Below are 12,867 nucleotides of genomic sequence, written 5' to 3'. Positions count from 1 at the left end.
TTTACCATTACATAGCATATCACAATGTCCTGTAGTCGTGTAGCTCTGTTATTTCTTATCTTCTCCGCTCTTCGCGGAAGGGTTCAGCTTGGATTTCAGCGCTTCCAGCTGCTCTTCCACCTTGACCTGCTTCTCGGCGTCAGCCGGGCTGATATAGGAGGAATTGCTGCTGCTTACTCCGCGATAACCAATTCCGGCTACCTCAGCTTCCGCCTCCAGCTGCATGATTTTCTCTTCCATCCGATGGAAGCCCAGAGATGCGCTGCCGCTCTCAATCGTGTTCAGCGTATTGATTTGAGACATTTGCTTTCTGGCTTTAGCCATTTGAGCACGACTGACCAGCTCGTTGCGTTTGTTGCGCAGCTTGTAGAACTCATCCTTCATATCATGAAGCTGCTGCTTAAGCTCCAATGCCTGTGCCTCGGATTGAGCATGCAGGTCGCTGAATTCCACTTGCTTCTGATCGTACAGGATTTTTTCTTCGAGCAGCTTGCGAGCCACTTCCTCTTGACCGTTCTTCAGAGCAGCCTCAGCCTGGCTCTCTCTTTGTGCAGAAATGCGAATCGCCTCTTCCAGACGATGCTTCATTCTGCGCTCATTTGCCATTTGCTTCGCTACCGTTACCTCTGCGTCGCGGATTTCCGCTTCCATATCACGCAAGTATTGATTGAGCATCACTACCGGATCCTCTACTTTATCAAGCATATCATTGACAGACGCCTTCGTAATGTCCTTGATTCTTTTAAATACTCCCATTTTATTTATCTCCCTTCTCGTTCTCATATTTTGATAATTTTCTACGGAGTTCTTCCAGCTCTTTTTCCATAGCCTTCTTCTCAATATCTTCCATCATCGAATCCAAATTCGATTCATTGCCGCTAAATGCGGATTGTTTCTGGTAATGCGGATCATTGTATTGCGGGCTGCCGTAACGCGGATCGGCATATTGCGGATCACGGTATTGCGGGTTGCCCGCATTGCCGTATCCATAGCCCCCGTGGTTGCTGCTCTGCCAGCCTCCCCCGTATGGATCGCGAGGAATATAAGGCTCCTTCGAGATAACAAGCGATGCAATTAAGTAAATCATGATCGTTGTTCCACCCGTAAACGGAACACTGATGATCGTAAGCAGCCGAAGCGCGGTCACGCTGATGCCGAAGTACTCGCCAAGCCCGCCGAGCAGGCCGCTGAACCAACGATCACGTCTGGAACGGTATAGAGTTCCCATTGGTCTTACTCCTCTCCTTTGTTATTCAGCTTCTGCTTCAAACGGGAGAGCTCCTGTTCCAAGGTAGATTGCAGAACCGATCCGGCTTGGTTCATGAATTCCTGACCTGACTTTCTCAGATCCCGAAGACTGCGGGCTTCCCATTCCATGTCAGATACCCGATCCTCCAGGCGGTGGAACATTTTTGGCACGTCTTGTGTACCGTACCCACTCATCCGCTGGTTCATGCGCTGCTGCAGACGGAGCGTCTCCATTCTGGCGTAATAATACTGCCGCTTGCTATATACCACTTGATATTCCGTTTTTAACTCGTTCAATTGGCTTTCCAATTCCTGCAGGGACTCCAGGCTTTGGGCGTACAATCCGGAATACTGCTCGATCTTTTCTTCATAGAGCATTTTCTCCTGCAATGCTAACTTGGCTAAATGCTCTTCCTCGGCTTTAAGGGCAATCAGCGCCTGCTCTTCCCTGCGGTCGCGCATCACCTTAGCCTGATCAACTTGCTGCTTCAACTGCTTCGTATGTCCCGCATATTGCTGATGCAATTTCTCCGCCTCGGCGATTTCCTGACGGGTCTCAATCAAAAATTGATCGATCAACCGTACAGGATCTTGAGATTGCTCCAACCGTTCGTTTAGATTAGCTACCGTAATATCTCGTACTCGACGAAATACACTCATGACATCTCATCCCTCCTAACCAATTCGGTCATCATAATTATTCCATATATGTGATCAATAACCCCGTCGTCTTCCGCTCAGTGAATAAATGCCGAAGAGGATCAAGCCGATCCCGATTGCCGGTACGATGAGCCAAGCCAATTTGGAGATTAAGGATATGATCCCAAAGAAGAGGACGATCCATCCAAAAAAAGCGTTGCCCCGGCGAATACCATAGTAACCAAGACCGATCAATGCTACCGCGAACAACAATCCGAAAAGACTGCCCAGCAGCGGGGTAAGCTTGCCCAACAGGATCAATGCTCCCAGGACAATAAGTACGATGGCGAAGCCACCCGATCGATTAGTTCTCATTTATTTGTCACCGCCTTTCATAAGTATCAACCTTATGTCTATATTGTAGGTGGAAAAGCATTTATTCAAAACGGACTGCGGACGGTTTTTCATCCTAGACCTAAGTCGAGGAGGGCTTAGGACTCTTAAACAGCCAAAGACTTGCGCCTTGGAAAATAGCACAACCTGCCCCATTCAACTGGAGCAGGTTGGCTGACGATAACGTTTCTATGGGTGCTGTCGATGTTCCTGTTGCATCGTATCGAGCTGTTGCTGTTGCTGCTGTCGCTCCTGCTTGGTCGCTTCGCTTAAATCGTCACGAACGCTATTCTTCCATAAAGGCACCCCAGTCCGGTGAGCGGCCCTGCCGTTCAAATGCCCTCCTACAGGTGCAGTAATGAAAACGAAGACGATGCCAAGCAGCAGTTTGGCACTCACATGATCTAAATAGAACATAAAATATAAAAACGCCCCGCTCAAAATGCATAATACGCCCAGCGTCGTGCTTTTCGTTGCAGCATGTGACCGCATGTAAGCGTCAGGGAGCCGGACAAGCCCAAAGGCGCTCAGCGCACTGACTACCGCTCCAAAAAGCACAAGCAAGCCGATCAATAGCTCACCGATCATGATCGTCACCTCCCTGCTCAATAACGACGCCCCGCTCGATGTATCTGGCAAAGGCCGTCGTTCCTATAAAAGAAAGAATACCGATCAGGAGAATGATTTCAAAATAAGCCTCCGTCCTCATCAGCATGCAGAGCACAGCTACCATCGCCAGCAGATTGATGCCGATCGTATCGAGCGACGTAATTCGGTCAGCCATGGACGGTCCCTTCATTAAACGATACAGGCAGCCCAATATCGAAAGAGATATAATCACGAGCGCCGCAAACAACAATCCGTTAATCACCTCGTCACCTCCAGGATCGCTTGTTCAAATGTATTTCTGATTTCCATACACAGCTCATCCACATCATCTATATCCATCGCATGGATATACAGAGTAGACCCATCCCCCGATACATCAAGCGTCAGCGTTCCAGGCGTCAGCGTAATCAGATTGGCAAGTATCGTTACTTCCCAATCTGTAGTCAGTTCGGTCGTATAAGCGAAAATGCCTGGACGAATGTTCAGCTTAGGCGAAATGACCTGCCCAATGACCACGAAGCTGGACTTAAACAGCTCTTTAATAAACAGCGCAAGCAGTTTGGCGATCGCCCATACCCTTTTCATATAAAAGCCCTGCGGCCAGAAGCGCCTGAACATGCCGATCAGAGCCAATCCCACGACATAGCCGACGATGAGCCCGGAGGCCGACCAGTTATTATTCAGGAACATCCATACGACAGCGATTAGGAAGTTTAATAAAATTTGAAGTGCCATTCCATCTACTCCTTCAGCACGGCATCAATATAAATTACTGGATCCGCCAGAACATCCCCGGCCTGGGACACGAGCGAGTATACCCATTCGGAGCCGATGCCGATCACGAGAATTAGAACAAATAGTGCGGCAGCGGCGGGCATCAGCCCTCTTAACCGAACAGTCTCCTGCACAGCAGCCGGCTCCTCCCCGCCAAAAAATGCTCCCAAAAACACCCGCATTAAAGAATAGAGCACGATCAAGCTCGACGCGAGCGCAACCCCCGTCCATATATAGTGTCCCGACGCGAACCCGCCTTGAACGATCAGCAGCTTGCCCGTAAATCCGCTAAGCGGAGGCACGCCTACTAGAGCCAGTGCCACGATGAAGAACATCCAGCCGAGCAGCGGATATCGCTTGATCAGTCCGCCCATTTGCCGCAAATCGCTGGTTCCCGCTGCTTTGATGAGCATGCCCCCCAGCAGGAACAGCAGCGCTTTGGCAATCATGTCATGGATCAAGTAGAAGACGACGCCATCCATGGACAGTTTGGAGGCCGTGGCGATTCCGAAGGAAATAAAACCAATTCCGATTACGACGTTATAGTTGATGATCCGGTTAATATCGGAATAAGCAACGGCACCGATCCCGCCTAATATCATCGTCAATACCGCCATCCAACCGATAAGCGAATGGGTCAACTCCGGCTGATTATAGAATATAAGGCTGAACGTGCGGGCAATGGCATAAATGCCGACCTTGGTCAAAAGTGCGCCGAACAAAGCCTTCACAGCCGTTGGCGGAGCGCTGTAGGAACCTGGCAGCCAGAAGAACAGGAACAGACCCGCTTTGAGTGCAAATACGATAAGGAACAATACAGCAATTACATTGAGTACCCCGCCCTGCCCCGCTTCGGCTACACGCAATGATAGATGGGCCATATTCAGCGTTCCAACCACCCCGTATAAATAGGCAATCGCCGCCACGAAGAAGCTGGAGGACACGATATTGATCAGTATATATTTCAAGGTTTCTCTCAGCTGCCGCTTCGTCCCGCCAAGCACGATCAAAGCGTAGGAAGCGATCAGCATGACCTCGAAGCAGACAAACAGGTTAAATAAATCCCCTGTGAGGAACGAACCGTTTACTCCTACGATCAGAAATTGAAAGAACGGATGAAAATAATGACGCTCCCTCTCTTTTCCGATACTGCCAAACGCATAGAACAGACAGGCTGTACTGAGCACCGTCGTCGTCAGGACAAGCAGCGCCGCCAACATGTCCGCAGTAAACACGATCCCGTAAGGGGGAGTCCATCCCCCCATGTACAAGGTCTGAATTCCGTTCAGCCTCACCTGACGAACAATGAGGATGGCTGCGGCGACATTCAGAATCGCCCCTATAGCATTAATCCACCTTTGCAGCGTTACCCGGTTATGGCAAAAAACAAGTGCAACCGCAGTCAACAGAGGAATCATTAGTGGAAATACGAGTAAATTATTCACCTTCTTCCCCCCTTAACTGCTCCATATCATCCGTCTTCAATTTTTGATACGACTTGTAGGCAAGTACAAAAAAGAAGGATGTAACCCCAAAGCTAATAACAATCGATGTTAATATCAGAGCCGCCGGAATAGGATCCGTATATGCGGAAGCATGTTCGCCAAGCAGCGGCGGCGCTCCTCTTTTCAGTCGTGCCATGGTTAGAAGAAGCAGATGCACCGCATGGGTAAGAAGCGATGTTCCGAGAATGATACGCAGCAGGCTTCTGGAAAGGATAAGATATACTCCGATCATGAACAATATGCCGACAGCAATAGACATCATTAATTCCATGATTTATCGATCCCTCCCAATCTCAAGAATAATCGTCATCGTGACGCCTACTACGGTCAAATACACCCCGAGGTCAAAAATGACCGCTGTTGCCAGCTCTACTTCCCCCATGATCGGTACATGCACATGCCCAAACGCATGACTGAGGAATGGAACTCCAAACGCAAGCGAGCCTAGCCCCGTCAAGAAAGCAATCAGCAGGCCTGTGGCCATAACTTTACGGAAATCAAGCGGAACGATTTTGCGCATGACCTCCATTCCAAATGCTATAGCGAGCAGCACCAGTGCGGCTGAGGTCATCAGTCCGCCGATAAATCCGCCTCCGGGGTCATTGTGTCCTGCAAAGAACAAATATAAGGAGAAGGTCAATATAATAAACATAGCGACCCTCGAAGTCATCCGCAGAATGACGTCGTTGCTTCTTGGCGGTGTCAGCTTGGCACCTGCCTGTTTGTCAGCAGACAACGTAGGCGAAGGAAGTTGAACGTCCTGTTCCTCATCCAGGTTCAAACGAATCATCGCATAGATGCCGAGCGACGCGATCCCGAGCACTACGATTTCCAGCATCGTATCAAAGCCCCGGAAGTCGACCAGGATGACGTTCACGACGTTTTTGCCGCCTGCCAGCTTGTAGCTAGCTTCCAGGAAAAACTTCGATATTGATTCGAAGGGATGGCTGCTCCCCGCACTTAGAGCACTGAGCGCAATCAGTGTAACCATCACGCCCACTCCTAGCGAGATCAGGAAATTCGTGAGCTTGAATTTAAGGACGGACAGTTCCTTCTTAAGCTTCGGCAAATGATAGAAGCATAGCAGGAATAGCGTTACCGATACCGTCTCCACAATGAGCTGGGTTAGGGCAAGATCCGGCGCACGGAAGATGACGAAGAACAAGGTCACCATATACCCTACTGCCCCCGTCAAAATGATCGCCAGCAAGCGCGAGTTGGCAAAAGGCACCGCTAACGCGGCTAAAATTAGGGCAAGCAGAATGGCCGCCTCATAAATTGTGACCGGAGCATAACTGCTCATATCGAGACTGAAGCCATCGAATGCAAACATAATGGCTCCCAGCACAACTACAAAGAACGTAAAAATATAAATTAAGTAATGACGCACGGAGCCCGTCATATATTTGTTCGTCAACCATCGCGATGAGCGTTCCATCGTCCTTAAGCCCGTATCATAGACGCTATTCAACGAGAACCGGGCAAACCCTGGACTGTTCAATGCTTTGACTTTAGGCTGCAGCGAGAATATCAGGATACCAGCCGCAATGACGCCCAAAGTCATAAATACCTCCGGAGTCCAGCCATGCCAAAATTGTATGGATACCTGGAATTTCTCGCCCGGCGCAAGCAGGCCCGGCAGGATCGAGGCCATCGCAGGCTCGATTAACGAGTACGATAGCAAGCCTGGGAATAGCCCGAAGACAAGAGCCAACGAAGCCATGATTACTGGAGAAATGAGCATGCCGACCGGCGCCTCATGCGGCTGATTTTTCAGCTGCTCCGCTTGGAATTTTCCCGTGAATGTTCTAAACAACAGCACCATGCTGTATGCAAAGGTAAAGACGCTGGCTATCCAGGCGATGATCGGAAACCATAAGCTCCAGGTCTGCATGCTCCATATGCCCATTTCGCGCGTATTCAGAACAGCCGTGAAGAACATTTCTTTACTAAGAAAGCCCCCGAATGGCGGGAGACCGGCCATCGAAAAAGTACCGATTAACGCAACGGTGAACGTCACGGGCATCAGCGACATTAACCCGCCAAGCTTGCGAATATCTCTTGTCCCCGTCTCATGATCCACAATCCCGACGACCATGAATAACGCTCCCTTAAACACCGCATGGTTCATCAAATGGAATATAGCGGCCATTGTGGCCTTGGAATAGAACAAGGACTGCTGGACATCGGTAAAATAACCGGAAGCTGAGCCAAGCCCCAGCAAAGCCATAATCAGCCCCAGCTGACTAATCGTGGAGAAGGCCAGCATCGCCTTCAAATCGGTTTGCTTAATAGCTTTAAACGAACCGAAGATCAACGTAGTAAGCCCAACGGCAGACACAAGCCAAAACCAGACCGCCTGCCCGGAAAAAACAGGCGTAAATCTGGCTACGAGATACAATCCGGCTTTAACCATCGTTGCTGAATGCAAATAAGCGCTGACAGGGGTCGGAGCTTCCATCGCATCCGGCAGCCAAATATGAAACGGGAATTGGGCCGATTTTGTGAAGGCGCCAAGCAGCACCAGTACCAGGGCAGGCAGCATCAAAGAGTGCCCCCGAATCATATCCACGTTTTGAACGATTTCTCTAACCGAGAAGGTGCCCGTCATTATATAAATGAGTACGAATCCGGCTAGCATGGCGAGACCGCCGAATACGGTAATCAGCATGGATTTGAATGCGCCGTATCTGGAGCGCTCTCGATGATGCCAGAAGGCAATCAGCAGAAAAGAAGATATGCTCGTCAGCTCCCAGAAACCGTAGAGAACGATCAAATTGTCCGATAGTACAACCCCTAACATCGCTCCCATAAACAGAAGCAAATAAATGTAGAAGCGATGAACGGCCTCTTTTTCCTTATCCATATAAAAAATTGAATATAAAACGACCAGCGTTCCAATTCCCGAAATAAGCAGAGCGAATAACAAAGAAAGTCCATCCAGAACCACTGTAAATTCGATGCCCAACGAGGAGATCCAAGGAATACTCGAAACGATCCCCCTACCCGACTGAACGAGCGGGATCTGCGCCAGAAAATAAATAAAGAGAGCAGCCGGTCCCAAGAGAACAGCCCATCCTGGATGCGGCTTTCCCGGCAGCCTCTTAAGCAATGGTACTCCTACAGCTAGAATAAAAGGCAAAATAATTGCTGCGTGCAATGTAGACAAAATGCTTCCTCCTTAAATCTCGGTAATCATCCGGGTCTCATCAGCTTTGCCATATTTAAACGAGAACATAAATACGGTATGCCTAAAAAACACAAAAAGAGCCCGCATTTGGCAGGCTCCTCCGATAAACAACTATGTGGTTGATTGTGGTTGATGATGATCGTGCTTTTTAGTACATCCAAAAGTATATCGTTTTTTCAGATGGTTGTAAACCAGAATATAACTGTATATATATAACTCATTAAGGAAATCACTTTCTGTAGTAAAGGAGAGTGGTTTTCATGCCGAGCCGTCAAATCCTCGTCTGCTCGTCCATATTTTTATTTATGGTGTGCGGTGCAGCGTTTCTCGAACGTCGTCTCCCTTCGATCATGCCGCCCGAACAGTTTATCATATACTCGCAGCCGCAAAGCAGGATCGATAATCATGCTGCATTTCAGCCCCGGGAGTATATTCGAATCGTGCAGTTTCCAGGACGGAAGTAGATGAATGCATAATGTATCAATAAATTATCATCATTCTTTTGAGATACACAGCATTGTATGCTATCCTTAAGGTTAGTAGCTATATTTATACTCATTAGCAGGGGCTTATTTTCGTCCACTCTTCTAGCAGCTTATGAAGCGAGTCCTATAGTTACATTAATTTACTAGTTTTATGCACCATGGATCACATGTAATGAACATGTAATTAACAAGTAATTGAGAGTTTCTTGAGAATTTCGCCCATGTTCCGTGAAGGAAACCGGCGGCTGTATTAAACAACTTATAAAAATAACATTTCTTATATTGGAGGTCGGAAGCTAATGAATCTGAAAGAGACTGAATTACCGGGCATAGGTAAAAAATTTGAAATTGAAACTCGCAGCGGCGAGAAATTGGCTATTACTATCCATGATGATGGTCGACGTGAAGTTTATCACTATGGAGCTGACAACCCCGATGACAGCATCTCCAAAATTTCTTTAACCGATGAGGAAGCACGATATGTATCTGCAATTATCGGCGGAGTTACTTATAAGCCTACTCCTTTGGAAAATATAGAAGTCGCATTAGGCGATCTCATTATCGAATGGTACAAACTAGAGCCTCACTACAAAGCGATTGGCAAAACGATTGGTGAGCTGCGCGTACGTCAGCGTTCCAGTGCAACGATCATTGCTGTCGTTGAGACTAATCATTCCAAACACATCAATCCTGGGCCGGATCTGCTCCTTACTGCGGGCGCACTGGTCGTAGTAATCGGCGAGCGTCTGCACCAGCAGCAAATTAGACAGATTTTACTGAACGGAAGTGCTTAATGTGAAGCCTCTCAACTTGAATCCTAGTCTGGCGGTTATGTCCATCGTAGCCGCTGGGCTACTTTTGTCTAGAGCAGTATTATTCCTTCATATGCCTAATAAATATAGCTCTAGCCTCCCTTGTCGCTATGCGAAATAACAAATCAACCCTATTTTCACTGGCTGATCGAATTCACCGTGCAATTTCTCGCTATAACGGATCATCCATCCAGGTTATTGGCGTTATACTTGGCGCTCTCCTCGCCTCTATTGGATTGGAGCTATTTTTAATGCCGCATGGGATCATCGTAGGCGGTATGACCGGACTTTCCGCCCTCTTCGCCCTCTACACGGAGATGAGGTTAGGCCTATTCCTGCTGCTGCTAAACATCCCATTCATCGTGCTGCAAAGAAGACATTTAGACACCTCCTTCGCCATATGCGCGGTCGTAGGATTATTTGTGCTTTCCCTATTCTCTGTGGTCATGCACCCCTTTCCCGCTATAACCGAACATCCTTTACTCGCCGCCTTGGCAGGCGGAACATCTCTTGGCTTAGGCCTCGGTCTCGCTGTAAGATTTGGAGGCTCCCTGGATCCGGCGACCAGCATCAGCAGATGGAGCCACTTCAAGCTCCCCTTCTCCATCGAATGGATTCTCTTGCTGCTCAACTGTTCGATACTTATTGCAGCAGGCTTTTATTTTGGATTTGAGCAAGCGCTATATTCCATCATCGCGTACATATCTGCCTTTGAAACGGTCAAAATTCCACTAAGAGGCCTGCCTTTTACTCGCCCATACATATTCCATATATCCAGTGACCATTGCCCAGCAATTCAGAGAGCTCTTAAGCAGCGTCTAAACCGCAAAGCCCAATTTCTTAGCGAATCCTTAGACGGGGACGGCGGAATCCTTGTATGCCAGTGTAACCGCTGGGAAACGGCAAGATTAAAGGCCATCGTCAAAGATATAGATCCAGGCTGTACCATTACACTACACAGTAAACACAATGCAACATCATAATGGCATGAAAGGTAAAATACCCTCAACTAGAAAAAGCGCCCTTAAATTCGAATTGAACTTAAGGCGCTTCTTATATGGCCAAGCACGCAGCTTCTAATACGCGTTGCTACGCAGTATGGACGTCCAGAAGGAACTGGGTCGAATACTGTATTAGAAGTCGAAATTGTCCTGATTAGAGCCGATAGGCTGACTTAGATTCAAACTGTGAATTTGCCGCATTTCTTCTGCTGATTAGTGAGTCCATCTCATACTCAAAATATACCGCGCGATGATCAAAGTCAATTTTCCCTATGCTTTATTAGAAAAACAACTATCGAGGTACTTTCCAAGAAGAGAGCCACGTTTAGAGGCTGTTTTTCTTGTGATTATAGAAAAAAGGTATATAAAATTGCTTGGTTTAAGCAATTTTATATACCTTCTTGTCGTTAATACCGATGGCCGGACTCGAACCGGCAAGCCTCTCGGCACCGCATTTTGAGTGCGGCGTGTCTGCCAATTCCACCACATCGGCATAGTAAAAGTTTAACTCAATACAAGTGCGGAAGACCAGACTTGAACTGGTACGGTAGTAACCTACCGCAGGATTTTAAGTCCTGTGCGTCTGCCGATTCCGCCACTCCCGCAGAGTAACTATGGAGGCGCCACCCAGACTCGAACTGGGGATAAAGCTTTTGCAGAGCTGTGCCTTACCACTTGGCTATGGCGCCATATATAAAAATGGAGCGGACGACGGGAATCGAACCCGCGACCCTCGCCTTGGCAAGGCGATGCTCTACCGCTGAGCCACGTCCGCAACAAATGGCTGGGGATATAGGATTCGAACCTATGGAATGACGGAGTCAAAGTCCGTTGCCTTACCGCTTGGCTAATCCCCAATATTTGATTTTTGAGATAAAAATGGGGCGATCGATGGGACTTGAACCCACGAATGCCGGAGCCACAATCCGGTGCGTTAACCCCTTCGCCACGACCGCCATAATAAAGATATTCTATTGTAGAACTGGCAGGGGCAGCAGGAATTGAACCCACACTAACGGTTTTGGAGACCGCTGTTCTACCTTTAAACTATGCCCCTATGGTAAAACTGGTGGAGGCTGATGGATTCGAACCACCGAACTCGTACGAGAACAGATTTACAGTCTGCTGCGTTTGGCCACTTCGCTAAGCCTCCATGTGGTGCCGGCGAGAGGACTTGAACCCCCAACCTACTGATTACAAGTCAGTTGCTCTACCAATTGAGCTACACCGGCATTTTCAATTATCAAGTAAATCAATGGTGGCTCGGGACGGAATCGAACCGCCGACACGAGGATTTTCAGTCCTCTGCTCTACCGACTGAGCTACCGAGCCATATAGGAATAGTTACCTTGGATCCATTTCACCTATTCCGCTGTGATCAGCTCGTTAGAGTGACGGTTTCCAGAGCTAGACTTGTCTATCCTTACTTGATCCACATCCCTTATTTAGAGATGTAATGGCGGAGCCGACGGGATTCGAACCCGCGATCTCCTGCGTGACAGGCAGGCATGTTAGGCCTCTACACCACGGCTCCACACTAGGAATTACAATTGCGGGGACAGGATTTGAACCTGCGACCTTCGGGTTATGAGCCCGACGAGCTACCGTGCTGCTCCACCCCGCGTCAGTTATAAAATTATATGGTGGAGGCTAACGGGATCGAACCGCTGACCCTCTGCTTGTAAGGCAGATGCTCTCCCAGCTGAGCTAAGCCTCCGAGGAAAGACAATTTCTATTGTACCATATAACTGAGTTAGAAATCAAGTTATATTTAGTACTTAGGGATTCTCATCCCGCTTAAAGCTAATTTAAATAGTGGTGACCCGTAGGGGATTCGAACCCCTGTTACCTCCGTGAAAGGGAGGTGTCTTAACCCCTTGACCAACGGGCCGCATATGTATCATACAACTATGATACGAAAGAGAATTATGGCGGAGAGAGGGATACTCTCATTCCATTCGAGACTGCGATGAGTTCCTAACGAAGCTAATGCTCCGACGAACCCATTCGAGAGTTCTCAGTATAATGATGGCGGAGAGAGAGGGATTCGAACCCTCGAGACGCTTGTGACGCCTACACGATTTCCAATCGTGCTCCTTCGGCCAACTCGGACACCTCTCCATATGGCTCCCCGAACAGGACTCGAACCTGTGACAACTCGATTAACAGTCGAGTGCTCTACCGACTGAGCTATCAGGGAACATTCTCATA

Annotated in this window: 13 protein-coding genes and 16 tRNA genes; 3 read left to right on the top strand and 26 right to left on the bottom strand. The window is 48.3% G+C overall.

Annotation, left to right across the window (positions count from 1 at the left end):
* Window positions 1-48 precede the first annotated feature (48 nt).
* From ACE3MQ_RS16705 to ACE3MQ_RS16660, 10 genes are all read right to left on the bottom strand, one after another.
* A complete protein-coding gene (locus ACE3MQ_RS16705; RefSeq protein ID WP_379394639.1) occupies window positions 49-756 on the bottom strand; it encodes a PspA/IM30 family protein in 708 nt (235 codons plus the stop codon).
* A 1-nt stretch (window position 757) separates the two neighbouring features.
* Window positions 758-1,228, bottom strand: a complete 471-nt coding sequence (locus ACE3MQ_RS16700; RefSeq protein ID WP_379394637.1) for a PspC domain-containing protein — start codon at window positions 1,226-1,228, stop codon at window positions 758-760.
* Between the two features lie 5 nt (window positions 1,229-1,233).
* Window positions 1,234-1,908, bottom strand: a complete 675-nt coding sequence (locus tag ACE3MQ_RS16695) for a PspA/IM30 family protein (protein ID WP_379394635.1) — start codon at window positions 1,906-1,908, stop codon at window positions 1,234-1,236.
* Window positions 1,909-1,962: 54 nt separating this feature from the next.
* Window positions 1,963-2,262 (bottom strand): hypothetical protein, encoded by a 300-nt coding sequence (locus ACE3MQ_RS16690; RefSeq protein WP_379394633.1) that lies wholly within the window; start codon window positions 2,260-2,262, stop codon window positions 1,963-1,965.
* Window positions 2,263-2,469: 207 nt separating this feature from the next.
* Window positions 2,470-2,868, bottom strand: a complete 399-nt coding sequence (gene mnhG / locus ACE3MQ_RS16685) for a monovalent cation/H(+) antiporter subunit G (protein ID WP_379394631.1) — start codon at window positions 2,866-2,868, stop codon at window positions 2,470-2,472.
* Window positions 2,858-3,151, bottom strand: a complete 294-nt coding sequence (locus tag ACE3MQ_RS16680) for a Na(+)/H(+) antiporter subunit F1 (protein WP_379394629.1) — start codon at window positions 3,149-3,151, stop codon at window positions 2,858-2,860. The genes mnhG and ACE3MQ_RS16680 overlap by 11 nt, the downstream gene beginning before the upstream one ends.
* Window positions 3,148-3,624: a Na+/H+ antiporter subunit E gene (locus tag ACE3MQ_RS16675; RefSeq protein WP_379394627.1), complete on the bottom strand. Its 477-nt coding sequence runs from the start codon at window positions 3,622-3,624 to the stop codon at window positions 3,148-3,150. Before ACE3MQ_RS16675 ends, ACE3MQ_RS16680 begins: the two co-directional genes overlap by 4 nt.
* A 5-nt stretch (window positions 3,625-3,629) precedes the next feature.
* Window positions 3,630-5,108, bottom strand: coding sequence for a Na+/H+ antiporter subunit D (locus ACE3MQ_RS16670; protein ID WP_379394625.1), 1,479 nt, complete (start codon window positions 5,106-5,108; stop codon window positions 3,630-3,632).
* Window positions 5,101-5,439, bottom strand: a complete 339-nt coding sequence (locus ACE3MQ_RS16665) for a Na(+)/H(+) antiporter subunit C (protein ID WP_379394623.1) — start codon at window positions 5,437-5,439, stop codon at window positions 5,101-5,103. Before ACE3MQ_RS16665 ends, ACE3MQ_RS16670 begins: the two co-directional genes overlap by 8 nt.
* Window positions 5,440-5,442: 3 nt before the next feature.
* The gene (locus ACE3MQ_RS16660; RefSeq protein WP_379394621.1) at window positions 5,443-8,337 is read right to left on the bottom strand and encodes a Na+/H+ antiporter subunit A; all 2,895 of its coding nucleotides are present in this window, start codon (window positions 8,335-8,337) and stop codon (window positions 5,443-5,445) included.
* A gap of 281 nt (window positions 8,338-8,618) precedes the next feature.
* Here ACE3MQ_RS16660 and ACE3MQ_RS16655 point away from each other — a divergent pair, with 281 nt between their 5' ends.
* The 3 genes from ACE3MQ_RS16655 to ACE3MQ_RS16645 all read left to right on the top strand — a co-directional run bounded on the left by ACE3MQ_RS16655 (window position 8,619) and on the right by ACE3MQ_RS16645 (window position 10,638).
* Window positions 8,619-8,822, top strand: a complete 204-nt coding sequence (locus ACE3MQ_RS16655) for a hypothetical protein (RefSeq protein ID WP_379394619.1) — start codon at window positions 8,619-8,621, stop codon at window positions 8,820-8,822.
* A gap of 320 nt (window positions 8,823-9,142) precedes the next feature.
* Window positions 9,143-9,637 (top strand): cation:proton antiporter regulatory subunit, encoded by a 495-nt coding sequence (locus ACE3MQ_RS16650; protein WP_379394617.1) that lies wholly within the window; start codon window positions 9,143-9,145, stop codon window positions 9,635-9,637.
* 128 nt (window positions 9,638-9,765) lie between these two features.
* On the top strand, window positions 9,766-10,638 hold the full coding sequence (locus ACE3MQ_RS16645) for a YitT family protein (protein WP_379394615.1): 873 nt from the start codon (window positions 9,766-9,768) through the stop codon (window positions 10,636-10,638).
* Window positions 10,639-11,067: 429 nt separating this feature from the next.
* Here ACE3MQ_RS16645 and ACE3MQ_RS16640 read toward each other — a convergent pair.
* The 16 genes from ACE3MQ_RS16640 to ACE3MQ_RS16565 form a co-directional block, all read right to left on the bottom strand.
* Window positions 11,068-11,149 (bottom strand) — tRNA-Leu (locus tag ACE3MQ_RS16640).
* Between the two features lie 26 nt (window positions 11,150-11,175).
* Window positions 11,176-11,261: transfer RNA gene (locus tag ACE3MQ_RS16635), tRNA-Leu, on the bottom strand.
* Window positions 11,262-11,271: 10 nt separating this feature from the next.
* Window positions 11,272-11,345: transfer RNA gene (locus ACE3MQ_RS16630), tRNA-Cys, on the bottom strand.
* An 11-nt stretch (window positions 11,346-11,356) separates the two neighbouring features.
* Window positions 11,357-11,431 (bottom strand) — tRNA-Gly (locus ACE3MQ_RS16625).
* A gap of 6 nt (window positions 11,432-11,437) precedes the next feature.
* Window positions 11,438-11,513, bottom strand: a tRNA-Gln gene (locus tag ACE3MQ_RS16620).
* Between the two features lie 23 nt (window positions 11,514-11,536).
* Window positions 11,537-11,612 (bottom strand) — tRNA-His (locus ACE3MQ_RS16615).
* A 27-nt stretch (window positions 11,613-11,639) separates the two neighbouring features.
* Window positions 11,640-11,713: transfer RNA gene (locus ACE3MQ_RS16610), tRNA-Trp, on the bottom strand.
* 10 nt (window positions 11,714-11,723) lie between these two features.
* Window positions 11,724-11,809, bottom strand: a tRNA-Tyr gene (locus ACE3MQ_RS16605).
* Between the two features lie 3 nt (window positions 11,810-11,812).
* Window positions 11,813-11,888 (bottom strand) — tRNA-Thr (locus tag ACE3MQ_RS16600).
* Between the two features lie 24 nt (window positions 11,889-11,912).
* Window positions 11,913-11,988 (bottom strand) — tRNA-Phe (locus ACE3MQ_RS16595).
* A gap of 125 nt (window positions 11,989-12,113) precedes the next feature.
* Window positions 12,114-12,190, bottom strand: a tRNA-Asp gene (locus ACE3MQ_RS16590).
* Window positions 12,191-12,206: 16 nt separating this feature from the next.
* Window positions 12,207-12,280: transfer RNA gene (locus ACE3MQ_RS16585), tRNA-Met, on the bottom strand.
* A 17-nt stretch (window positions 12,281-12,297) separates the two neighbouring features.
* A tRNA-Val gene (locus tag ACE3MQ_RS16580) sits at window positions 12,298-12,373 on the bottom strand.
* Between the two features lie 99 nt (window positions 12,374-12,472).
* Window positions 12,473-12,547, bottom strand: a tRNA-Glu gene (locus tag ACE3MQ_RS16575).
* 138 nt (window positions 12,548-12,685) lie between these two features.
* Window positions 12,686-12,777: transfer RNA gene (locus ACE3MQ_RS16570), tRNA-Ser, on the bottom strand.
* Window positions 12,778-12,780: 3 nt separating this feature from the next.
* A tRNA-Asn gene (locus ACE3MQ_RS16565) sits at window positions 12,781-12,856 on the bottom strand.
* Window positions 12,857-12,867: the final 11 nt, after the last annotated feature.

The sequence above is a fragment of the Paenibacillus lentus genome, assembly GCF_042714055.1.
Taxonomy (GTDB): Bacteria; Bacillota; Bacilli; order Paenibacillales; family Paenibacillaceae; genus Fontibacillus; species Fontibacillus lentus_A.
Note: the sequence above shows the minus strand (reverse complement) of the source record. Positions and strands in the feature narration are given on the sequence as shown.